General features: G+C 72.7%; 18 protein-coding genes and 1 pseudogene. 9 read left to right on the forward strand and 10 right to left on the reverse strand.

Going from position 1 to position 16134, the window contains the following annotated elements:
- The first annotated feature begins 78 nt into the window (after positions 1 to 78).
- Positions 79 to 837, forward strand: coding sequence for a DUF4232 domain-containing protein (locus ABZ464_RS43205; RefSeq protein ID WP_359287403.1), 759 nt, complete (start codon positions 79 to 81; stop codon positions 835 to 837).
- Positions 838 to 882: 45 nt separating this feature from the next.
- Here the strand turns inward: ABZ464_RS43205 and ABZ464_RS43210 are convergent, their stop codons facing one another.
- Both ABZ464_RS43210 and ABZ464_RS43215 read right to left on the reverse strand, forming a co-directional pair.
- The gene (locus ABZ464_RS43210) at positions 883 to 1236 is read right to left on the reverse strand and encodes a VOC family protein (protein ID WP_359287404.1); all 354 of its coding nucleotides are present in this window, start codon (positions 1234 to 1236) and stop codon (positions 883 to 885) included.
- Between the two features lie 24 nt (positions 1237 to 1260).
- Positions 1261 to 2004 (reverse strand): class I SAM-dependent methyltransferase, encoded by a 744-nt coding sequence (locus tag ABZ464_RS43215; protein ID WP_359287405.1) that lies wholly within the window; start codon positions 2002 to 2004, stop codon positions 1261 to 1263.
- A gap of 349 nt (positions 2005 to 2353) precedes the next feature.
- On the opposite strand from ABZ464_RS43215, the gene ABZ464_RS43220 reads away from it, so the two are divergent.
- On the forward strand, positions 2354 to 3013 hold the full coding sequence (locus ABZ464_RS43220; protein ID WP_359287406.1) for a DUF2637 domain-containing protein: 660 nt from the start codon (positions 2354 to 2356) through the stop codon (positions 3011 to 3013).
- Positions 3014 to 3130: 117 nt separating this feature from the next.
- On the opposite strand, the gene ABZ464_RS43225 is transcribed toward ABZ464_RS43220, so the two are convergent.
- Genes ABZ464_RS43225 through ABZ464_RS43235 form a run of 3 tightly spaced genes read right to left on the reverse strand, consistent with a single transcriptional unit; the run spans position 3131 to position 5290 of the window.
- Positions 3131 to 3460, reverse strand: coding sequence for a TfoX/Sxy family protein (locus tag ABZ464_RS43225; RefSeq protein WP_359287407.1), 330 nt, complete (start codon positions 3458 to 3460; stop codon positions 3131 to 3133).
- Between the two features lie 7 nt (positions 3461 to 3467).
- Complete coding sequence (locus ABZ464_RS43230; protein ID WP_359287408.1) at positions 3468 to 3917, reverse strand: SRPBCC family protein; 450 nt, start codon at positions 3915 to 3917, stop codon at positions 3468 to 3470.
- A gap of 29 nt (positions 3918 to 3946) precedes the next feature.
- The gene (locus ABZ464_RS43235) at positions 3947 to 5290 is read right to left on the reverse strand and encodes a hypothetical protein (RefSeq protein ID WP_359287409.1); all 1344 of its coding nucleotides are present in this window, start codon (positions 5288 to 5290) and stop codon (positions 3947 to 3949) included.
- 113 nt (positions 5291 to 5403) lie between these two features.
- On the opposite strand from ABZ464_RS43235, the gene ABZ464_RS43240 reads away from it, so the two are divergent.
- The gene (locus ABZ464_RS43240; RefSeq protein WP_359287410.1) at positions 5404 to 6678 is read left to right on the forward strand and encodes a molybdopterin-dependent oxidoreductase; all 1275 of its coding nucleotides are present in this window, start codon (positions 5404 to 5406) and stop codon (positions 6676 to 6678) included.
- On the forward strand, positions 6678 to 7127 hold the full coding sequence (locus tag ABZ464_RS43245; RefSeq protein WP_359287411.1) for a hypothetical protein: 450 nt from the start codon (positions 6678 to 6680) through the stop codon (positions 7125 to 7127). The genes ABZ464_RS43240 and ABZ464_RS43245 overlap by 1 nt, the downstream gene beginning before the upstream one ends.
- Before the next feature lie 63 nt (positions 7128 to 7190).
- On the opposite strand, the gene ABZ464_RS43250 is transcribed toward ABZ464_RS43245, so the two are convergent.
- Positions 7191 to 7817 carry a DUF2064 domain-containing protein gene (locus ABZ464_RS43250; RefSeq protein WP_359287412.1) on the reverse strand — a complete coding sequence of 209 codons (627 nt, stop codon included), beginning with the start codon at positions 7815 to 7817 and terminating at the stop codon, positions 7191 to 7193.
- Positions 7814 to 8545 carry a glycosyltransferase family 2 protein gene (locus ABZ464_RS43255; protein WP_359287413.1) on the reverse strand — a complete coding sequence of 244 codons (732 nt, stop codon included), beginning with the start codon at positions 8543 to 8545 and terminating at the stop codon, positions 7814 to 7816. The genes ABZ464_RS43250 and ABZ464_RS43255 overlap by 4 nt, the downstream gene beginning before the upstream one ends.
- A gap of 122 nt (positions 8546 to 8667) precedes the next feature.
- On the opposite strand from ABZ464_RS43255, the gene ABZ464_RS43260 reads away from it, so the two are divergent.
- On the forward strand, positions 8668 to 9408 hold the full coding sequence (locus tag ABZ464_RS43260) for a response regulator transcription factor (protein ID WP_359287414.1): 741 nt from the start codon (positions 8668 to 8670) through the stop codon (positions 9406 to 9408).
- 2 nt (positions 9409 to 9410) lie between these two features.
- A complete protein-coding gene (locus ABZ464_RS43265; RefSeq protein WP_359287415.1) occupies positions 9411 to 10523 on the forward strand; it encodes a HAMP domain-containing sensor histidine kinase in 1113 nt (370 codons plus the stop codon).
- 28 nt (positions 10524 to 10551) lie between these two features.
- Here ABZ464_RS43265 and ABZ464_RS43270 read toward each other — a convergent pair whose 3' ends face one another.
- Positions 10552 to 11556, reverse strand: coding sequence for an NAD-dependent epimerase/dehydratase family protein (locus ABZ464_RS43270; RefSeq protein ID WP_359287416.1), 1005 nt, complete (start codon positions 11554 to 11556; stop codon positions 10552 to 10554).
- 124 nt (positions 11557 to 11680) lie between these two features.
- On the opposite strand from ABZ464_RS43270, the gene ABZ464_RS43275 reads away from it, so the two are divergent.
- Both ABZ464_RS43275 and ABZ464_RS43280 read left to right on the forward strand, forming a co-directional pair.
- Entirely contained in the window at positions 11681 to 12403 is a 723-nt protein-coding gene (locus tag ABZ464_RS43275) for a flavodoxin family protein (RefSeq protein ID WP_359287417.1), read from the forward strand.
- 48 nt (positions 12404 to 12451) lie between these two features.
- Complete coding sequence (locus ABZ464_RS43280; protein ID WP_359287418.1) at positions 12452 to 13555, forward strand: hypothetical protein; 1104 nt, start codon at positions 12452 to 12454, stop codon at positions 13553 to 13555.
- A gap of 115 nt (positions 13556 to 13670) precedes the next feature.
- Here the strand turns inward: ABZ464_RS43280 and ABZ464_RS43285 are convergent, their stop codons facing one another.
- Positions 13671 to 14963, reverse strand: coding sequence for a helix-turn-helix domain-containing protein (locus tag ABZ464_RS43285; RefSeq protein ID WP_359287419.1), 1293 nt, complete (start codon positions 14961 to 14963; stop codon positions 13671 to 13673).
- Between the two features lie 210 nt (positions 14964 to 15173).
- Here ABZ464_RS43285 and ABZ464_RS43290 point away from each other — a divergent pair, with 210 nt between their 5' ends.
- Entirely contained in the window at positions 15174 to 15698 is a 525-nt protein-coding gene (locus ABZ464_RS43290; RefSeq protein WP_359287420.1) for a hypothetical protein, read from the forward strand.
- Between the two features lie 103 nt (positions 15699 to 15801).
- Here the strand turns inward: ABZ464_RS43290 and ABZ464_RS43295 are convergent.
- Positions 15802 to 15870 (reverse strand): annotated as a pseudogene (locus ABZ464_RS43295) (aminoglycoside phosphotransferase family protein); the annotation flags it as partial.
- Between the last annotated feature and the right edge of the window lie 264 nt (positions 15871 to 16134).

The following is a 16134-nucleotide window of genomic DNA, read 5'->3' on the forward strand; positions in this document are numbered from 1 at the left end:
CTGGTCATCCAAGCACGCCGCTCCCGGCAACCGGTCGAGCGGCCCCTGCCAACACCCGTACCGCACAAGGGGAATCACATGTTCACCCGTACTCGCCGCCCCCGCATGCTCGTCGCCGCCACGCTCGCCGCCGCCGCGCTCACGCTGACCGCGTGCAAGAACGGAGAGACCGTCGTCGACGAGGGCGCGTCGGCGGGATCCGTGTCGAGCGGGGCGACCCCCACCGGGGCGGCCGAGACCTCCGGCGGCTCGACGGGCGCTTCGACGGGCGGCGGGACCGGCACGGCCGACGCGAGCGGTACGACGGGCTCCACCGGCTCCACCGGCTCCTCGGGCACCTCGGGCTCGTCCGGCTCCAAGGGCTCTTCCGGTTCCTCCGGCTCTTCCGGCTCTTCCGGTTCCTCCGGCTCCGACGACTCGGGCCCCACCAGGACCCGCTGCTCCGTCTCCTCCACCCGGACGACCGCCACGCAGGTCTCCCGCCCCCTGAACCACCTGCTCCTCACCGTCACCAACACCGGCTCGAAGAACTGCAACCTCTTGGGCTATCCGGCGGTCGCCTTCAGCGACGCCCAGTCCGTCCCGCCGGTCATCGAGGACTCCAAGCCGCAGGCGGTGGTCACGCTGGCCCCCGGCGAGTCCGGCTACGCGAGCGTCGTGCTCTCGGCCGCCGACGGCGGCTCCAGCGGCCGTACGGTCAAGTCCCTCGAGGTCTACCTCAACGAGAACGACTCCACCGCCGCCCGTCCGTCCCTCCCCGCGAAGGGCGTGTACGTGGACGACTCGCTCCAGGTCTCGTACTGGCAGTCCACGATGGACGACGCCCTGACCTGGTGACCGACGGCCACACCCTCGCCGTCGGCGGCGACGCGGCACCCTTCTTCAGGCGGGCTGCCAGAGCTCGATCCGGTGCCCCTCGGGATCGGTGACCCAGCCGAACCGGCCGACGCCCTCCATGTCCTGCGTCTCGTCGGCCACGTCGGCTCCCCTGGCGCGCAGCTGCGCGAGCATCGCGTCCAGGTCGCGGACCCGGAAGTTGAGCATGGTCTGCCGGTCCCGGTCCCCGAAGTAGTCGGTGTCGGCCTCGAACGTCGCGAACACCGTCGGCCCGGCCTCCTGACGCCACACACCGTTGTCGTCGGCGTCCAGCCCCAGGCACTCGCGATACCAGGCGCTCAGCGCCACCGGATCGGAGGACCGCATGAAATACCCGCCGATTCCCAGCACATGTTCCATACGCGCAATCCTGCCCCCGGGGGTTCAGGGTGCGCATCCCCGCACCGCCCAGGCCCGGGCGCCGAGCACGATGGATCCGTCCGTTTCCCTGGGCACCGCCGCGTCGAGCGCGGCGCGCAACTCCTCCCGGCGGCCGGGGGAGAGGGCGGCGACATACCCCGGGGCGGGGCCCGGTCCGGACAGGAACGGCTCCCACAGATCGGTGAAGCCGGTGAACACGGTGGAGGTCGACAGCGGGACGACACGGACGTCGACCAGGCCCGCGCCCGCCCACACCGCGCGCAACGCCTCCGGCCGGCAGACGGGGAAGCGGCGCCCCTCGTCCAGCGCGGCAGCGGAGGGATCCACCGCCACGGCCGCGTCCCAGAAGCGGCGCAGCAGACCCATCCCCCCGGCGTAGTCCCACACGTAGGCCGCGACGGGCCCGCCCGGCCGCACCGCGCGGGCCATCTCGGCCACGGCCCCGGCCGGGTCGGGCAGGAAGTTCAGGGCCAGACCGCTGACGACCACGTCACAGCCCGCATCGCGCACCGGCAGGGCCATCGCGTCGCCCACCAGGAAGCCCGCCGGAGCGGGGACGACGGACTCGGCCGCCCGCACGAACGCCGCCGAGTGGTCGACGCCGAGCACCACGCGGGGGCGGCACCGGGCGCTCACCACCGCCGACAGCACACCGGTGCCGCAGCCCACGTCGAGCCACCGCAGACCGTCCGGGCGGTCGAGCCACGCCACGAACTCCTTCGCGACGGCACGGCTCCAGCGCCCCATGTACCGCTCGTACGCGGCTCCGGACGCCCATGTGAATTGACCGATTTCCCGACCTCCGATATTTTCGCCACCTTCTACTATAGACCGCGCGGGGTACCGCTTTCGGGGCACGCGGATACCCGAACAACCGGCATCTCACTCCCCGATCGGCCTCGTTAGAGGGCTGTGACACACACTGAAATGCTTACAGTCGGAAACCGTCGCTCGATCATCACCTTTCCTGTGAAATCTGATGAAGCGGATGTCTTCTTCGACGACTGTTCGGATCTGCTCGCTGATTTTCTGAGAAGTATGGGCCAGATCGAGAGCGAGTATCTGCGGGCGATGGCCGGACTGTAGGACCTGTGTGATGGATGGCTTTTACAACGAAGAGATCTCCTACGACCCCGGCTTCGGCACGATCGAGATGCAGTGGGATCCGGCCGAGGAGCTGGCCCAGCTGCTGTCCGGGGGGTCCGGGGCGAGCCCCGATCCGAGACCGCCGCTCAGACCGCCCGGCAGGCCCGGCCACCGGAAAATGCGACGGCACCCGCATGCCGAGGCCGGCCGGCCGCAGGAAATCCGACGCAACGCGCATGTCACGATCCTGATCGCGACGATCTCGGTGTGCGCGGTCTGCATGCTGGGCTGGTCGTTCACCTATTCCTACGCCCAACTCCGCGGCACCGCGTCCTCCGTACTCCCGGAAAGGCTGGCGCAATGGTGGCCGCTGACGGTGTACGGACCCTGGCTGGTGGCGGCCCTGTCCGTACTGCGGGCCACCGTTCAGGGGCGGAGCGCACGAGGATCCTGGTGCGTTCTGCTGGGCGCCTCGGCCATGGCGGTCAGCCTGTGCATCAGCCACGCCTCGCATTCCCTGCTCTCGCTGGTCATCTTCGGAATTCCACCGGTCACCGCCCTGGTGTGTTTCTGGGAGATCGTCGGCCAGGTCTCCCCCAAGATGCCCAAACCCCGCCACGCGGCCGAGGAACGCCCCCGCTGGGCCGCCAACAGGGCGAACATCGTCTGACGCCCCCTGCCCCCAGGCCCGCCCGCCCCATCCCTCGTGGCGCACGGCGGGCACCACTGGGGGCCTCCCCGCCGGAAGCCCCGGCAGGGCGGTGACCGCACCGAGCGGCCCCGCGCCTCACTTGGGCGGCAGCCCGGCCGCGAAGCCCCGTCCCTCGGCGAGCCACCCGTCGAGTACCTCGTCCTCCCCGATCACCGTGCCGGCGACCACGACCCAGCCGCGCATCGGGCGGCCGGTCATGTCGAAGACACGGGCGCCCGGCCGGGCGAGTGCTGCGTCGGTCGCGTCCGGGCCGACCCTGACCATGAGGTCGTCGCCGGTGACGCCGACGGCCATGTTGCCCCGGTACAGGAACGCCACCCCGCCGAACATGTGCTTCTCGGTGATCGCCGGGTCCCCGCCCAGCCGCTCGCGGATGCGCTCCGCCAGCCCTTCGTCGTACGTCATCGTCGTCTCACCTCGCGGCCGTCAGCCGTCTCTCGAGATCACGCAGGTCCTTGCCGAGGTTGGCGCGGACCTGCCGGGCCAGCAGCGGTGCCGCGAGCCGGTAGAAGCCGCCCTCGCCGCCCCGCACGCGGATACGGGCCCGCGTGCCGCGCGGGTGGGGCTCGAAGGTGTACGTGACGTGCATCGGCAGCGGGCCCGCCACGGACACCATGTCCAGCAGCCGCGGCGGCTCGTACCCGGCGACCCGCAGGACGTAGTCGATGCGCCGGCCCAGGAAGTACGCCGTCCGGGTCACCTCGGCACCGACCCCGAAGCCCCCGCCGGGCGCCTCGCCGGTCAGCTCGGCCACCCGGATGCCCTGGGTCCAGTCGGCGTCGTGGCGCCAGTCCATGGCGTAGGCCGCCACCCGGTCGGGCGGGAGCGGGATGACGCGGTCGGCCGTCACGTCGATCGTCATGGGTTCAGCCTCCGCCCCCGCGGACGCGGTCACCACCCGGTGCGCAGCAGATGGTTGAGGAGCAGCGCGAGCACCGCCTGGGCGGTGAGCCAGACACGGGGGCGGGGCAGCAGCGCGCAGGACGGGAGCAGCCACATCGCGAAGGGGAGCCAGATGCGTTCTGTCTCGGCCTTGCTCATGCCGGACAGGTCCGCGACGAGGAGGGCCAGCAGGGCGGCGGTCACGAGAAGGGCCGGCCGGGCCTCGCCCCCCGGCCCGGTGCGCCGCCCGAGCAGTACGGTGACCGTCCGCCGGAGCCCCGCCGCCGTCGCCGGACCGGTGATCAGCACCACGCACGCGAGATTCGCCCACACCCAGTAGCCGTAGGGCCGTACGCCGCCCGCGCCCTGGTGGTAGCGCGTCACCAGCAGCCGGTACGCCTCCCACCAGTCGAAGCCCGCCAGGGTGAACGCCGTCGGCACGACCGCCAGCCCCGTGAGGAACGCGAGAAGCAGCAGGGGCCGTTCCCGGATCCGGTGCCGGCCGAGCCGGGCCACCGCCGCGCAGACGAGGAGGAAGAGCGTGAGGCCGTAGGAGAGGTAGCAGGTCAGACCGAGCAGCAGGCCGGACGCCCCGGCCGCGAGCAGGGAACCCCTGGTGACCGCCTGTGCCAGCAGGGCCACCGTCCACGCCGCCACCGCCGCGAAGTACGCGTCCGCCGAGGTGCCCATCCACACCGCCGCCGGGGCGAGGACGAGGAAGGGTGCCGCCCGCCGGGCGAGCCCCTCGTCGGCCAGGGCGCGGATCGTGACCAGTACGGCCACGCAGGCCGTCGCCCCGACGGTGATGCACCACATCCCGGCCCAGCCCCCGCCCCGCAGCCCGATCCGGTCGAGCAGGACGAAGGTGAGGGTGGCGGCGGGCGGGTGGCCGGCGACATGGGCGGGCCAGTTGTCGGGGGAGTGCAGAAGGATGTGGTGGGTGAAGTCGCGCAGGGCCGCCGGGACGTCGTGGAAGCGGTCGACGACCTGGAGATATTCGTAGCGGGTGGTGAGCCGTACGGCGATGCCCCGGTGCCATCCGTCGATCAGGGCGAGGGAGAGGATCCACGCCGTGGCCGACCCCCAGGCCGTGGCGAGCAGGGCCCGCCAGGGCAGGCGGACGGCCAGTGCGGGGCCGTACGCCACGACGGCCGCCGCCACCGCCACGGCGGCCCAGGTGCCCGGTCCCGTGTGCGGGCCCCAGGTGGCCAGCAGCGGGGGCCAGTTCACCCGCAGGGTGTGGTGGGTCTCCTCGATGCGGCGGCCGACCAGCACGGCCGTGGCGACGAGGAGGGCGGCGGCCAGGGCGGCGTAGAGGTCGCGGTGTCGCGAGGGGAGCGGGGCGCGGGTCACACCGGCACGCTAGGCCGCGCGGCCGACGGCGTACCGCCGTCCGGGCCGGACGTCAGCGTTTCGTCATCAGTCGCACGCCCTCCACCAGGGGTGTCCCGGCCTACGGTCGGACCATGCGGCTCCCCGTATCGCCCACCTCACCCCGCTTCTGGCGCAGCCCCGTGCGCGGCACCTGGTTCACCTCGGTGCTGGGCCTCGTCCTGCTCGTCGGCATCACCGTGCTGTTCGTGACGGGCCTGGTCTCGTACGCCGCGTACAACCCGGATCTGTCGCCGGTGAACGACAAGACCCCCGACAAGGGGATCCTCGGCTTCTACCTCTTCGCCTGGCCGACCGGCCCGCACTGGCTGTACCGGCTCAACCAGGGCGTCCACGTCACCCTCGGCATCACCCTGATCCCCGTCCTGCTCGCCAAGCTGTGGTCGGTGGTGCCGAGGCTGTTCGCCCTGCCCCCGGCCCGCTCGCTCACGCACGCCCTGGAGCGGGTCTCGCTGCTGCTGCTCGTCGGGGGAGGGCTGTTCGAGTTCGTGACCGGTGTGCTCAACATCCAGCTCGACTATGTCTTCCCCGGCTCCTTCTACCCCCTTCACTTCTACGGCGCCTGGGTGTTCTTCTCCGCCTTCGTCGCCCACGCGCTGCTGAAGACGCCGACGGCCCTGCGCAGTCTGCGGCGACTGCGCGAGGAGGAGAACGAGGAGAGGAACGGGGAGAAGAACGGGGAGGAGAACGGGGAGGAGAACGACCTGGTGTCGCCGGACCCCCTCGAACCGACCGTCTCCCGGCGTGGCGCCCTGTGGTTCGTCGGAGGCGGTTCGCTGCTGCTGTTCGCGACGACCGTCGGCCAGAACTTCGACGCCCTGCGCCGCACCGCCCTCCTCGCCCCGCACGGCGGAGCCGACCCCGGCACCGGCCCGAACGGCTTCCAGATCAACAAGACCGCCGCGTACGCCGGCATCGACGCGGCTCAGACGGGCGAGGACGCCTGGCGACTCGTCGTCACGGGCCGCACGGGCACCGTCCGCCTCAGCCGCGCCCAGCTCGCCGAACTGCCCCTGCACAGCTCGGCGTTGCCCATCGCCTGCGTGGAGGGCTGGTCGACCTCGGACCAGTGGTGGCGGGGCGTACGGCTGCGCGACCTCGCGGCGCTCGTCGGATACGACGACGACCCGCCGGACGTGTTCGTCGAGTCCCTCCAGCGCCGCGGGGCGTTCCGGCATGCCGCCCTGCGCGCCAACCAGGTGACCGACCCGCGCTCGCTGCTCGCCCTGTACGTCAACGGCGAGGATCTGTCCCCCGACCACGGCCACCCGGCGCGGGTCATCGTGCCCGCGGCGCCCGGTGTGCTGAACACCAAGTGGGTGGCCCGGATGACGTTCGGAGACCTGTGATGCGCCGACCGCGGATCCCCCTCGGGAGCCCCTTCCAGCTGCTCCTGCTCGCCTGCTCGTTCGCCCTCGCCGCCTACGCGGGCGTACGTCTCCTCGCCGACGACTGGTTCGGCGTGGCGCTGTGGCTCGTGGGGGCGGCGCTGCTGCACGACCTCGTGCTGCTGCCGTTGTACGCCGTCGCGGACCGGGCGGTCGTACGGGGGCTCGGCGAGGCCGGTCACCGGGACCGGGCGATGTACGTGCGCGTACCGGCCGCCCTCTCCGGGCTGCTCCTCCTTGTATGGTTCCCGCTGATCAGCGGCCGGGTGGAGCGGCGCTACCGGTTGGGCACCGGACTGTCCCCGGACGGCTTCCCCGCCCGCTGGCTGCTGATCACCGCCGCCCTCTTCGGCGGCTCGGCGCTGCTGCTGGCGCTACGGCTGCTGCGGGTGCGCAGGACGGCGGCGTAGGGGTCGGCGCTCGCCCGGGCGGGGGCGGGGGCGGTGCCCGTCGGAGAGGGGCCGGGCCGGGGCTCAGCGCGCATCCGGCTCCGTGGCCGCCGTGCATCGGGCCAGCCGCGCGGCGAACCCGCCGTGCGGGGCCAGGGCGGCGACGGCGTGGGCGTCGGCGGCGGTGTCCACGTCACGCAGGCGCGGCAGCTCACGCACCCGCAGGCCCGCGGCGACCAGGCGCTCGCGCTGCACGGCCCCCGTCACCGTCGTCGACATCGGCACGCCCCGCAGCAGACTGGGATCGGGACGTGCCAGGCCGAGGGCCCAGAAGCCCCCGTCCTCGGCCGGCCCGAAGTACGCGTCACAGTCGGCGAAGTCGACGGCGAGCAGCTCCGTCGTCACCTGCGGGGTGTCCATGCCGATGAGCAGGGCCGGGCCGCCGCAGCGCGCGAAGGCGTCCGCGAGCCGCTCGTCCAGCCCGCCCGCGCACTGCGCCACGACGTCGAAGCCGGGCGGCAGCCAGGGGCCGGGGTCGCCGTCGAGGACGAGGACACGCCGGTCGGCGGGCGCGGCCGCCACGGTCCGCAGGGTGTCCGCGAGGGCCGCCTCGGCCAGCCCGGCGGCCTCCACCGGGGTGAACGGCGGGGTCAGCCGGGTCTTCACCCGTCCCGGCAGCGGCTCCTTGGCGATGACGACGAGCGTGGTCACCGTACGGTCCTCCCGTCGGCGTCGGCGTCGGCGTCGGCGTCGGCGTCGGCGTCGGCGGCCTCGGCGTGGGCCAGGACGCGGCTCATGTCCCGTACGGCCTGCCAGGTGCCGCGCCAGGTGCCCGTCACCTTCGAGGACCCGGTACGCGGCAGATACGGCACGTCGTGCTCGGCGATCCGCCAGCCCGCGTCCGCCGCCCGCACCACCATCTGGAGCGGATAGCCGCTGCGCCGGTCGGTGAGGCCGAGGGCGAGCAGCGGCTCGCGGCGGGCGGCGCGCAGGGGACCGAGGTCGTGCAGGGGCAGGCCGGTGCGGCGGCGCAGTATGCGGGCGAGGGCGAGGTTGCCGGCGCGGGCGTGCGCGGGCCACGCGCCCCGCCCCTGCGGACGCCGTCGCCCTAGCACCAGATCGGCCCGGCCGCCGCGTACCTCGCGGACGAAGGGGAGGAGGAGGGACGGGTCGAGGGAGGCGTCGCAGTCGCAGAAGCACACCACGTCGGCGGTGGCGGCGGTCAGCCCGGCGTGGCAGGCGGCGCCGAAGCCCCGGCGCGGCTCGTGCACGACGGTCGCGCCGAGCGCGCGGGCGATCCGGGCGGAGCCGTCGGTGGAACCGTTGTCGACGACGAGCGCGCGCCAGCCCGGCGGGATCCGTTCGAGCACCCAGGGGAGGGCCTCGGCCTCGTTCAGGCAGGGCAGCACCACGTCGACGTCCGAAGGAGTGGTCGTCACGCTCTCACCCTACGAACGCGAATCGGACATACCGGACCGGCGCTCCTTACGAAACGCGGACGTCGGCGTCGGTGCGGAGTCCGTGCACCGCACCGGCGGCGGCGCGGTGCCAGGCTGGAGGCATGCAGCAGCCGTATCAGCCGGGGGAACCCCCGGACGGGTCGCCCAGGGACGGGTCGCCCCGGATCCTGGTCGTCGACGACGATCCGACCGTCGCCGAGGTCGTCGCCGGCTATCTCGACCGCGCCGGATACACCGTGGACCGCGCCGACGACGGCCCGACCGCCCTCACCCGTGCCGCCGCGCACCGGCCCGACCTGGTGGTCCTCGATCTGATGCTGCCCGGCATGGACGGCCTGGAGGTGTGCCGCCGGATGCGGGGCCACGGCCCCGTGCCGGTCATCATGCTCACCGCCCGCGGCGACGAGGACGACCGCATCCTGGGCCTGGAGGTCGGCGCCGACGACTACGTCACCAAACCCTTCAGCCCGCGCGAACTCGTCCTGCGCGTGGAGTCCGTACTGCGCCGCACCAGGCCCGCCGCCACCACCACCGGCGGACCCCTCGGCGCGGCCGGCCTGACCCTCGACCCCGCCGCCCGCCGCGCCACCAAGAACGGCGCCGAACTCCCCCTCACCCTCCGCGAGTTCGATCTGCTCGCCTTCTTCCTGCGCCATCCGGGACGGGCGTACGGCCGCGAGGACCTGATGCGTGAGGTGTGGGGCTGGGACTTCGGCGACCTGTCGACGGTCACGGTCCATGTCCGCCGTCTGCGCGGCAAGGTCGAGGACGACCCGGCCCGGCCCCGTCTGATCCAGACCGTGTGGGGTGTGGGATACCGCTTCGAACCGGGAGGCGAGTGACCGTGTGGGACACCGTTCTGATCGCCCTGTACGCCTTCGCCGGCGCCGCCGTCACCGGGCTGGCCGGTGCGGCCGTGCTGCGGCCGATCCGCCGCCGCTCACTCACCGCCTCGCTGGCCGTGGTCGCGGCGGTCGGGGTCGTCGCGATGCTCGCGGGCACGCTCGCCGTGGCGTGGGCGATGTTCCTCTCCCCGCACGATCTGACCGTGGTCACGACCGTCGTCGCCATGGCGGCCGTGGTCTCCCTGGCCACGGCGCTGCTGCTGGGCCGTTGGGTCGTCGCCCGCAGCCGTGAACTCGCCGTGGCCGCACGCTCCTTCGGCGACGGCGGCGACTTCGCCGCGCCCGACGGCCCGACGACCGCCGAACTCGACGACCTCAGCCGCGAGCTGGCGGCCACCAGCGCCCGCCTCGCCGAATCCCGTGAGCGGGAACGCGCGTTGGAGACCTCCCGGCGCGAGCTCGTCGCCTGGATCTCGCACGATCTGCGCACCCCGCTGGCCGGACTGCGCGCCATGTCCGAGGCCCTGGAGGACGGCGTCGCCACCGACCCCGACCGCTATCTGAAGCAGATTCGCACCGAGGTCGAACGCCTCAACGACATGGTCGGCGACCTCTTCGAACTCTCCCGCATCCACGCGGGCACGCTGCCGCTGTCGTACGCCCGGATCTCGCTCTACGACCTGGTCGGCGACGCGCTCGCGGGGGCCGACCCGCTCGCCCGGGAACACGGGGTGCGGCTGGTGGGAGGCCGTGTCGAGCCGGTGCCGGTGGAGGTGGACGGCAGGGAGATGAGCCGGGTGCTGGGCAACCTGCTGGTCAACGCCATCCGCCGGACCCCGGCCGACGGCACGGTCGCGGTCGCCGCCGAGCGTTCCCGCGAGGGCGTGGTGCTGTCGGTGACGGACGGCTGCGGCGGCATCCCCGAGGAGGACCTGCCGCGTGTCTTCGACACCGGCTGGCGCGGCACCCACGCCCGGACGCCGCCGGCCGGGGCGGGCCTGGGCCTCGCCATCGTCCGGGGGATCGTCGAGGCCCACCAGGGCCGGGCCACCGTACGCAACATCCCCGGCGGCTGCCGCTTCGAGGTGGTGCTGCCCGCCGCAGCTTCATGAACGCGGGCAGCACCACCGGTCCACCGGCCTACGCGCCGCGCATCCCGGCCCGCGCGAACTCCGCCATGCCCTCCTCGAACCCCACCTCCGGCTTCCACCCCAGCGCGTCCCGCAACCGCGACGAGTCCGCCGTGATGTGCCGGACGTCGCCCAGCCGGTACTCCCCGGTGACGACCGGCTCGGGCCCGCCGCAGGCGGCGGCCAGCGCCCGCGCCATCTCCCCGACCGTGTGCGGCTCGCCGCTCCCGGTGTTGAAGGCGGTGAGCACCCCCGACGCGGCCCCCGCCTCCAGCGCGGCCACATTGGCGGCCGCCACGTCCCGTACGTGCACGAAGTCCCGCCGCTGCCGCCCGTCCTCGAAGACCCGCGGGGCCTCGCCCCGGGCGAGCGCCGAGCGGAAGAAGGAGGCGACACCGGCGTACGGGGTGTCGCGGGGCATCCGGGGCCCGTACACGTTGTGGTAGCGCAGCGCGACCGCCGACCCGCCCGTCGACCGCGCCCAGGCGGCGGCCAGGTGCTCCTGGGCGAGCTTGGTCGTGGCGTAGACATTGCGCGGATCGGCCGGGGAGTCCTCGCCGACCAGCCCGGGCGAGAGAGCGTCCCCGCACTCCGGGCAGACGGGCTCGAACCGACCCGCGTCCAGATCGGCGACGGTCCGCGGACCGGGCCGTACGACCCCGTGCCGCCGCGGGCACTCGTACCGTCCCTCCCCGTAGACGACCATCGACCCGGCCAGCACCAGGTGCCGTACCCCCGCCCCGGCCATGGCGGCGAGCAGCACCGCGGTCCCCAGGTCGTTGCGCGAGACGTACTCCGCCGCGTCGGTGACCCCGTTGCCGAGCCCGACCATCGCGGCCTGATGACACACGGCGTCCACCCCCGCCAGCGCCCGGCGGACGGCCGCCGGGTCCCGCACATCGGCGCCGGGGTCGTCCCGGACGTCGTACACGAGCGGCTCGTGCCCGCGCTCCCGCAGGGCGTCGACGACGTGGGACCCGATGAACCCGGCACCGCCGGTGACCAGTACACGCATGGGGCCACGCTAGAACCGCACCGGCGCGGCACCACCGGACCGCGCCCGTACGTCATGACTCCGTAAGACATGCGCGGGTGCGTCGAACCGGAACAAAGGGGATGGGGCGCGAGAGGCTGCCCACATGACCGCACCAGGGACCCCACCCCGCTACGACGACCTCACCGCCCTCTACGTCAACTGCACCCTCAAACCGTCCCCGCAGCTCAGCCACACCCAGGGCCTCATCGACAAGAGCCGGGGCATCATGGAGAGCGCCGGCGTGACCACGGACGAGATCCGTGCCGTGGACCACGACATCGCCCCCGGCGTCCACCCGGACATGACGGAACACGGCTTCGCCACCGACGCCTGGCCGACGCTGTACGAGCAGGTGATGGCGGCGGACATCCTGGTCCTGGCCGGCCCGATCTGGCTCGGCGACAACAGCTCGGTCACCAAGAAGATCATCGAGCGCCTCTACGCCTGCTCCTCCCTCCTCAACCCCCAGGGCCAGTACGCCTACTACGGCCGCGTCGGCGGCTGTCTGATCACCGGCAACGAGGACGGCGTGAAGCACTGCGCGATGAACGTCCTCTACAGCCTCCAGCACCTCGGCTACACGATCCCGCCCCAGGCCGACGCCGGCTGGATCGGCGCGGCGGGCCCCGGCCCGTCGTACCTCGACCCGGGCTCGGGCGGCCCCGAGAACGACTTCACCAACCGCAACACCTCCTTCATGACCTGGAACCTCATGCACCTCGCCGCCCTCCTCAAGCGCGCCGGCGGCGTCCCCGCCCACGGCAACCAGCGCTCGGAATGGGACGCGGGCTGCCGCCCGGGCGCGGACAACCCCGAACACCGCTGACCGGGGGACCGGGTGACCGACAGCGCCCCACACGATCGGAGCGATGCCATGAGCGACGCACAGGACGGCTCCGGCCGACCTCCGGGCGGGAGCGCCGGAGACGAGGCCGCGTCCCCTCCCGCGCCGGACGGGGAGCCGAGGCCGCCGTCCTGGCGGGCGCTGATCACCGGCCTGCTGATCGCCCTCGTCATGACGACCATCATGGCCACGACGTACGTGTCGGCACAGCACGCCGTGGTCGCCCGCGACCTCCCCTGGGGCGTGACCGGCAGCTCGCCGCTGACCACTGCCGTCCAGCAGAAGATCTCGCTGAAAATCCATCAGTACGAGGACCAGGCCGCCCTGGAGGACGCGGCCGGCCGTACCGAGATCTACGGCGGCTTCGTGCCGCAGAACGACACCGTCGTGATCGCCGAGGCCGCGAGTCTGGTCGCCCCCGGCCAGCTGCCCGCCTACTACGAGCAGGCCGCCAAGGCCCAGGGCCGGCAGCTCTCCTTCAAGGTGACCAACAGACTCCCCAAGGAGGACCCGCTCGGCGTCGTCCCCGGCATCGCGGTGTTCGTCCTGCTCGTGGCCGGTTATCTCGGCTCGACCCTCGCCATGCACCGCACCGGCACCGCGGCGGCCCGCCGCCGGGTCGCCGGCCTGGTCTGCTACTCGATCATCGCCGCCCTGGTGTTCGACGTGATCATCGGGCCGATCCTCAACGCCTACCCGGACGTCGGCAGCAACTTCTGGCCCCTGTGGGGGGAGTTCGCCCTCATGTGCCTGGCGGTCGCGCTCCTGGCCGCGACCCTGCAAAGCCTGTTCGGCCCGATCGGCACCCTGCTCACCGTCGTCATCGTCGTCTTCTTCGGCAACCCCTCCACCGGGGGCGTCAACGGCACCGCCTACCTGCCGGCCTTCTGGCAGGACCTGGGGCCCGGCCTGCCCCCGTGGAACGGCACGATCCTGGTCCGCAACACCCTCTACTTCGACGGCAACGCCATCACCCAGCCGCTCGTCGTCCTGAGCGTCTACGTCGTCGCCGGAACCGCGGTCGTCATCATCGCCACCTACGGCCGCCTCCTGTGGTGGCGCGGCGGCAGGAAACGGCGCCCCCCTCTCACCCCGGAGGAGGAGAGCGGCATCGCCGCCATCCCGCCCGCGTGAGCGAGGGGAGCGTGGTGGCGCCGAGGGCGACGGCCGCCAGAGCGGTGACCTGGCGATGACGGGCGTGCTGCTCGACGCACCGGTCGCCGCCAGGCCACCGTCCGCGAGCAGGTGATTACGGAACCCAGGCACGTCCGCCTGTGTCGTTCGTGCCGTACCAGTAGTGCGGCATTCCCTTGATGCTGGTGGTGTGGAACGGGCGGCCGTGGTCGTCGATGCGGATCGTGCCGGTGCGGCCCTGCGAAGACCAGTCGAGCTCGAGGTACCAGCGGGCGTCGTACGTCTGTGTCGTCGCGTCGACCAGCAGCACTTCCGGGTCCTCGGCGGAGACACGGTAGGGGAAGTGCACAGCGGGGATGACGCGTTCGACGTCGGCGCCGTCCTTCGGGCTGGTGATGGGGCGGTCGGCGTCGAGGTTCACGGTGAAGCGGCGGGGCGTGAGGTCGCTGCCACAGCCCTGACCCATGGCGTACGCGCTCCCGGCAACCGGGTTGCCGCGGCTGACGATGCGGACATGGAGCGCTTTCAGGACCACGGCCGTGGAGGACCGGCCCTGCACCGAGATCTGCACCCTCGTATGCCGGCCGTCCACCGCGCCCTGCGTCACCGCCCACACCCCGGCGTCCTGCTCCACCGGCGGCGGAGGCACCTGCGCGGGCGGCTTGTCGATGACGTAGTCGTGGTCGCAGCCCTTGTCCCAGACCAGGGAGTCGGCGCTCCAGGCGAGGGGCAGGCCGGTGGCCGGCTCCGCGGCAGAGGTGGGACCGCCGCCGGTGGCGGACGCGGCGGAGTCCCGGGAAGGGGAGGAGGAGGCGGCGGTGGCCGACGGTTTCGCCGAACGGGCGCCGGGTGCGGTCGTCCGCGGACCCGCGGGGTGGGCGGCGTCCGTCTCGGAGGGGTGGTCGTCCGACAGCGCGGACGTGATGCCCGGAGTGGCGAGCAACGCGCAGGCGACGGCGATGGACGTCAGAATCCGTCGGCGGCGATACCAGGGGCGGGGAGCGGGGGAGGGTGCGGGCCCGTCCGGGTCGGAATCGTCCGGGTCGGAATCGTCCGGTTCGGAATCGTTCCCGGGCTGTTCCGCGGAGCGGCTCTCCTCGACGAGTGCCCCGTCGGGTGCCGGAACCGCCCCCGCTGAACCGGCCGTACGCACCCGCTGCCGAGCCGCCACCGCCGACAGCCACAGCCGGTGCAGTTCGAGCCGCTCCTCCGGTGTCGCCTCGCAGAAGGCCGCGAGCCGCTCCACGGGCGCGAACTCCTGCGGCACCGCCTCGCCCGCACAGTACCGGTGCAGCGTGGAGGTGTTCATGCCGAGGCGGCGGGCCAGGGAGCCGTAGCTCCGGTCCGTGCGGTCCTTCAGGCGGCGCAGCAGCGCCGCGAACTCCTCGACATCATCCCGCACCGACACCGGTTCCTCCGTCGTCCGCCCGCTGTCCCGGTATCCCAGGCACACATATCCCTGCACGTCAGATGGGCCGGGACGGTTCCACCGTCGCCGAAGGGGCGGCAGTCGTTGCGCCGGACTCAGGGGACCGTCGATGCTCGTGGCGTCGCATTCCACCTGCTGAATCCGACCGACCAAGAGCAACCGCATACCGACCAGAAATGGAAGACGTACATGAACAGGAAGTCCCTCGCACACCGTCGTCCGGGCCGCCGCGCGGCGGTCGCCGCCGGCCTCGTCCTGGCTGTCGGACTTGGTGTGTCGACGCAGATGCCGGCACAGGCATCCGTCCACGCCCCCGCCAAGACGTCCGCCGCCGCAATACAGTCGGTCAGTGGCACGCCCGGCCGAGCCGTGACCCGGGTCGCCGACTTCTACGGCGCCTACATCGACGCGAAGGGCGACTACACGGACCCGGATGTCACGCTGGCCAGGGCGCTCCGCAACCACTATCTGACGCCCGACTTCGCCAAGCGGCTGGCGGCCTGGGAGAAGAGGAACGGCGCGGACGGTGTCCTGCGTGCCCAGAACGTCCCGGCCCGGTGGACGGTGACCGACAACGGAGCCGTGGGTCACGCCCATGAGGTCATCGTCACCCTGACTTTCGGCAGCGGGGAGACGACGCAGAAGACCAAGCTCTTCGTGCTGGTGGAGCGGTACAACCACATCTCCGACATCGGCACCAGGAGCACCCGCTGAGACGCGTACGCGGATGCGGCCCGAGCTACTCCCAACCTGTGGGCGCCCGTTGAGCCGCAGCCGCCGGTCGTCCCGCGCGAACCGCGGCGTTCGGGTCGTAAGCGGGGGTCGGGACCGGCGCGAGGGCCATCGCCTCGGCCTCGGCGTCGATGCGCGCCTGATCGGCGTCCACCTTCTGGCCAGGTCTCCGGCCCTCACTTTTGTCGGGAGTCCCAAGCGGCGGAAGGCTCGGGAGGGTATGTAGCCTGAGACGTCTCAGGGCTGGGGGCCATGTGAGTGGGATCGTTGGACAACTACCGGCGCTGTTGGGAGTGGTAGTCGGTGGCCTGATGTCCTATCTCGTCGGGACGCTCGCCGAGCGAAGCCGCTGGCGCAGGCAGCAGGAGACCCGCTGGGACAGCCATCTCCTCCAGGCGTACAGCGAGTACAGCCATTC

It is taken from the genome of Streptomyces sp. NPDC005820, from assembly GCF_040630255.1.
In the GTDB taxonomy this organism is placed as follows: Bacteria; Actinomycetota; Actinomycetes; order Streptomycetales; family Streptomycetaceae; genus Streptomyces.

Coding starts and splice junctions, on each gene's coding strand:
- ABZ464_RS43280 (WP_359287418.1), top strand. CDS start 12,452: ATGAGCGACGCACAGGACGGCTCCGGCCGACCTCCGGGCGGGAGCGCC.
- ABZ464_RS43220 (WP_359287406.1), top strand. CDS start 2,354: ATGGATGGCTTTTACAACGAAGAGATCTCCTACGACCCCGGCTTCGGC.
- ABZ464_RS43215 (WP_359287405.1), bottom strand. CDS start 2,004: ATGGGGCGCTGGAGCCGTGCCGTCGCGAAGGAGTTCGTGGCGTGGCTC.
- ABZ464_RS43205 (WP_359287403.1), top strand. CDS start 79: ATGTTCACCCGTACTCGCCGCCCCCGCATGCTCGTCGCCGCCACGCTC.
- ABZ464_RS43230 (WP_359287408.1), bottom strand. CDS start 3,917: ATGACGATCGACGTGACGGCCGACCGCGTCATCCCGCTCCCGCCCGAC.
- ABZ464_RS43270 (WP_359287416.1), bottom strand. CDS start 11,556: ATGCGTGTACTGGTCACCGGCGGTGCCGGGTTCATCGGGTCCCACGTC.
- ABZ464_RS43275 (WP_359287417.1), top strand. CDS start 11,681: ATGACCGCACCAGGGACCCCACCCCGCTACGACGACCTCACCGCCCTC.
- ABZ464_RS43290 (WP_359287420.1), top strand. CDS start 15,174: ATGAACAGGAAGTCCCTCGCACACCGTCGTCCGGGCCGCCGCGCGGCG.
- ABZ464_RS43245 (WP_359287411.1), top strand. CDS start 6,678: ATGCGCCGACCGCGGATCCCCCTCGGGAGCCCCTTCCAGCTGCTCCTG.
- ABZ464_RS43210 (WP_359287404.1), bottom strand. CDS start 1,236: ATGGAACATGTGCTGGGAATCGGCGGGTATTTCATGCGGTCCTCCGAT.
- ABZ464_RS43240 (WP_359287410.1), top strand. CDS start 5,404: ATGCGGCTCCCCGTATCGCCCACCTCACCCCGCTTCTGGCGCAGCCCC.
- ABZ464_RS43225 (WP_359287407.1), bottom strand. CDS start 3,460: ATGACGTACGACGAAGGGCTGGCGGAGCGCATCCGCGAGCGGCTGGGC.
- ABZ464_RS43260 (WP_359287414.1), top strand. CDS start 8,668: ATGCAGCAGCCGTATCAGCCGGGGGAACCCCCGGACGGGTCGCCCAGG.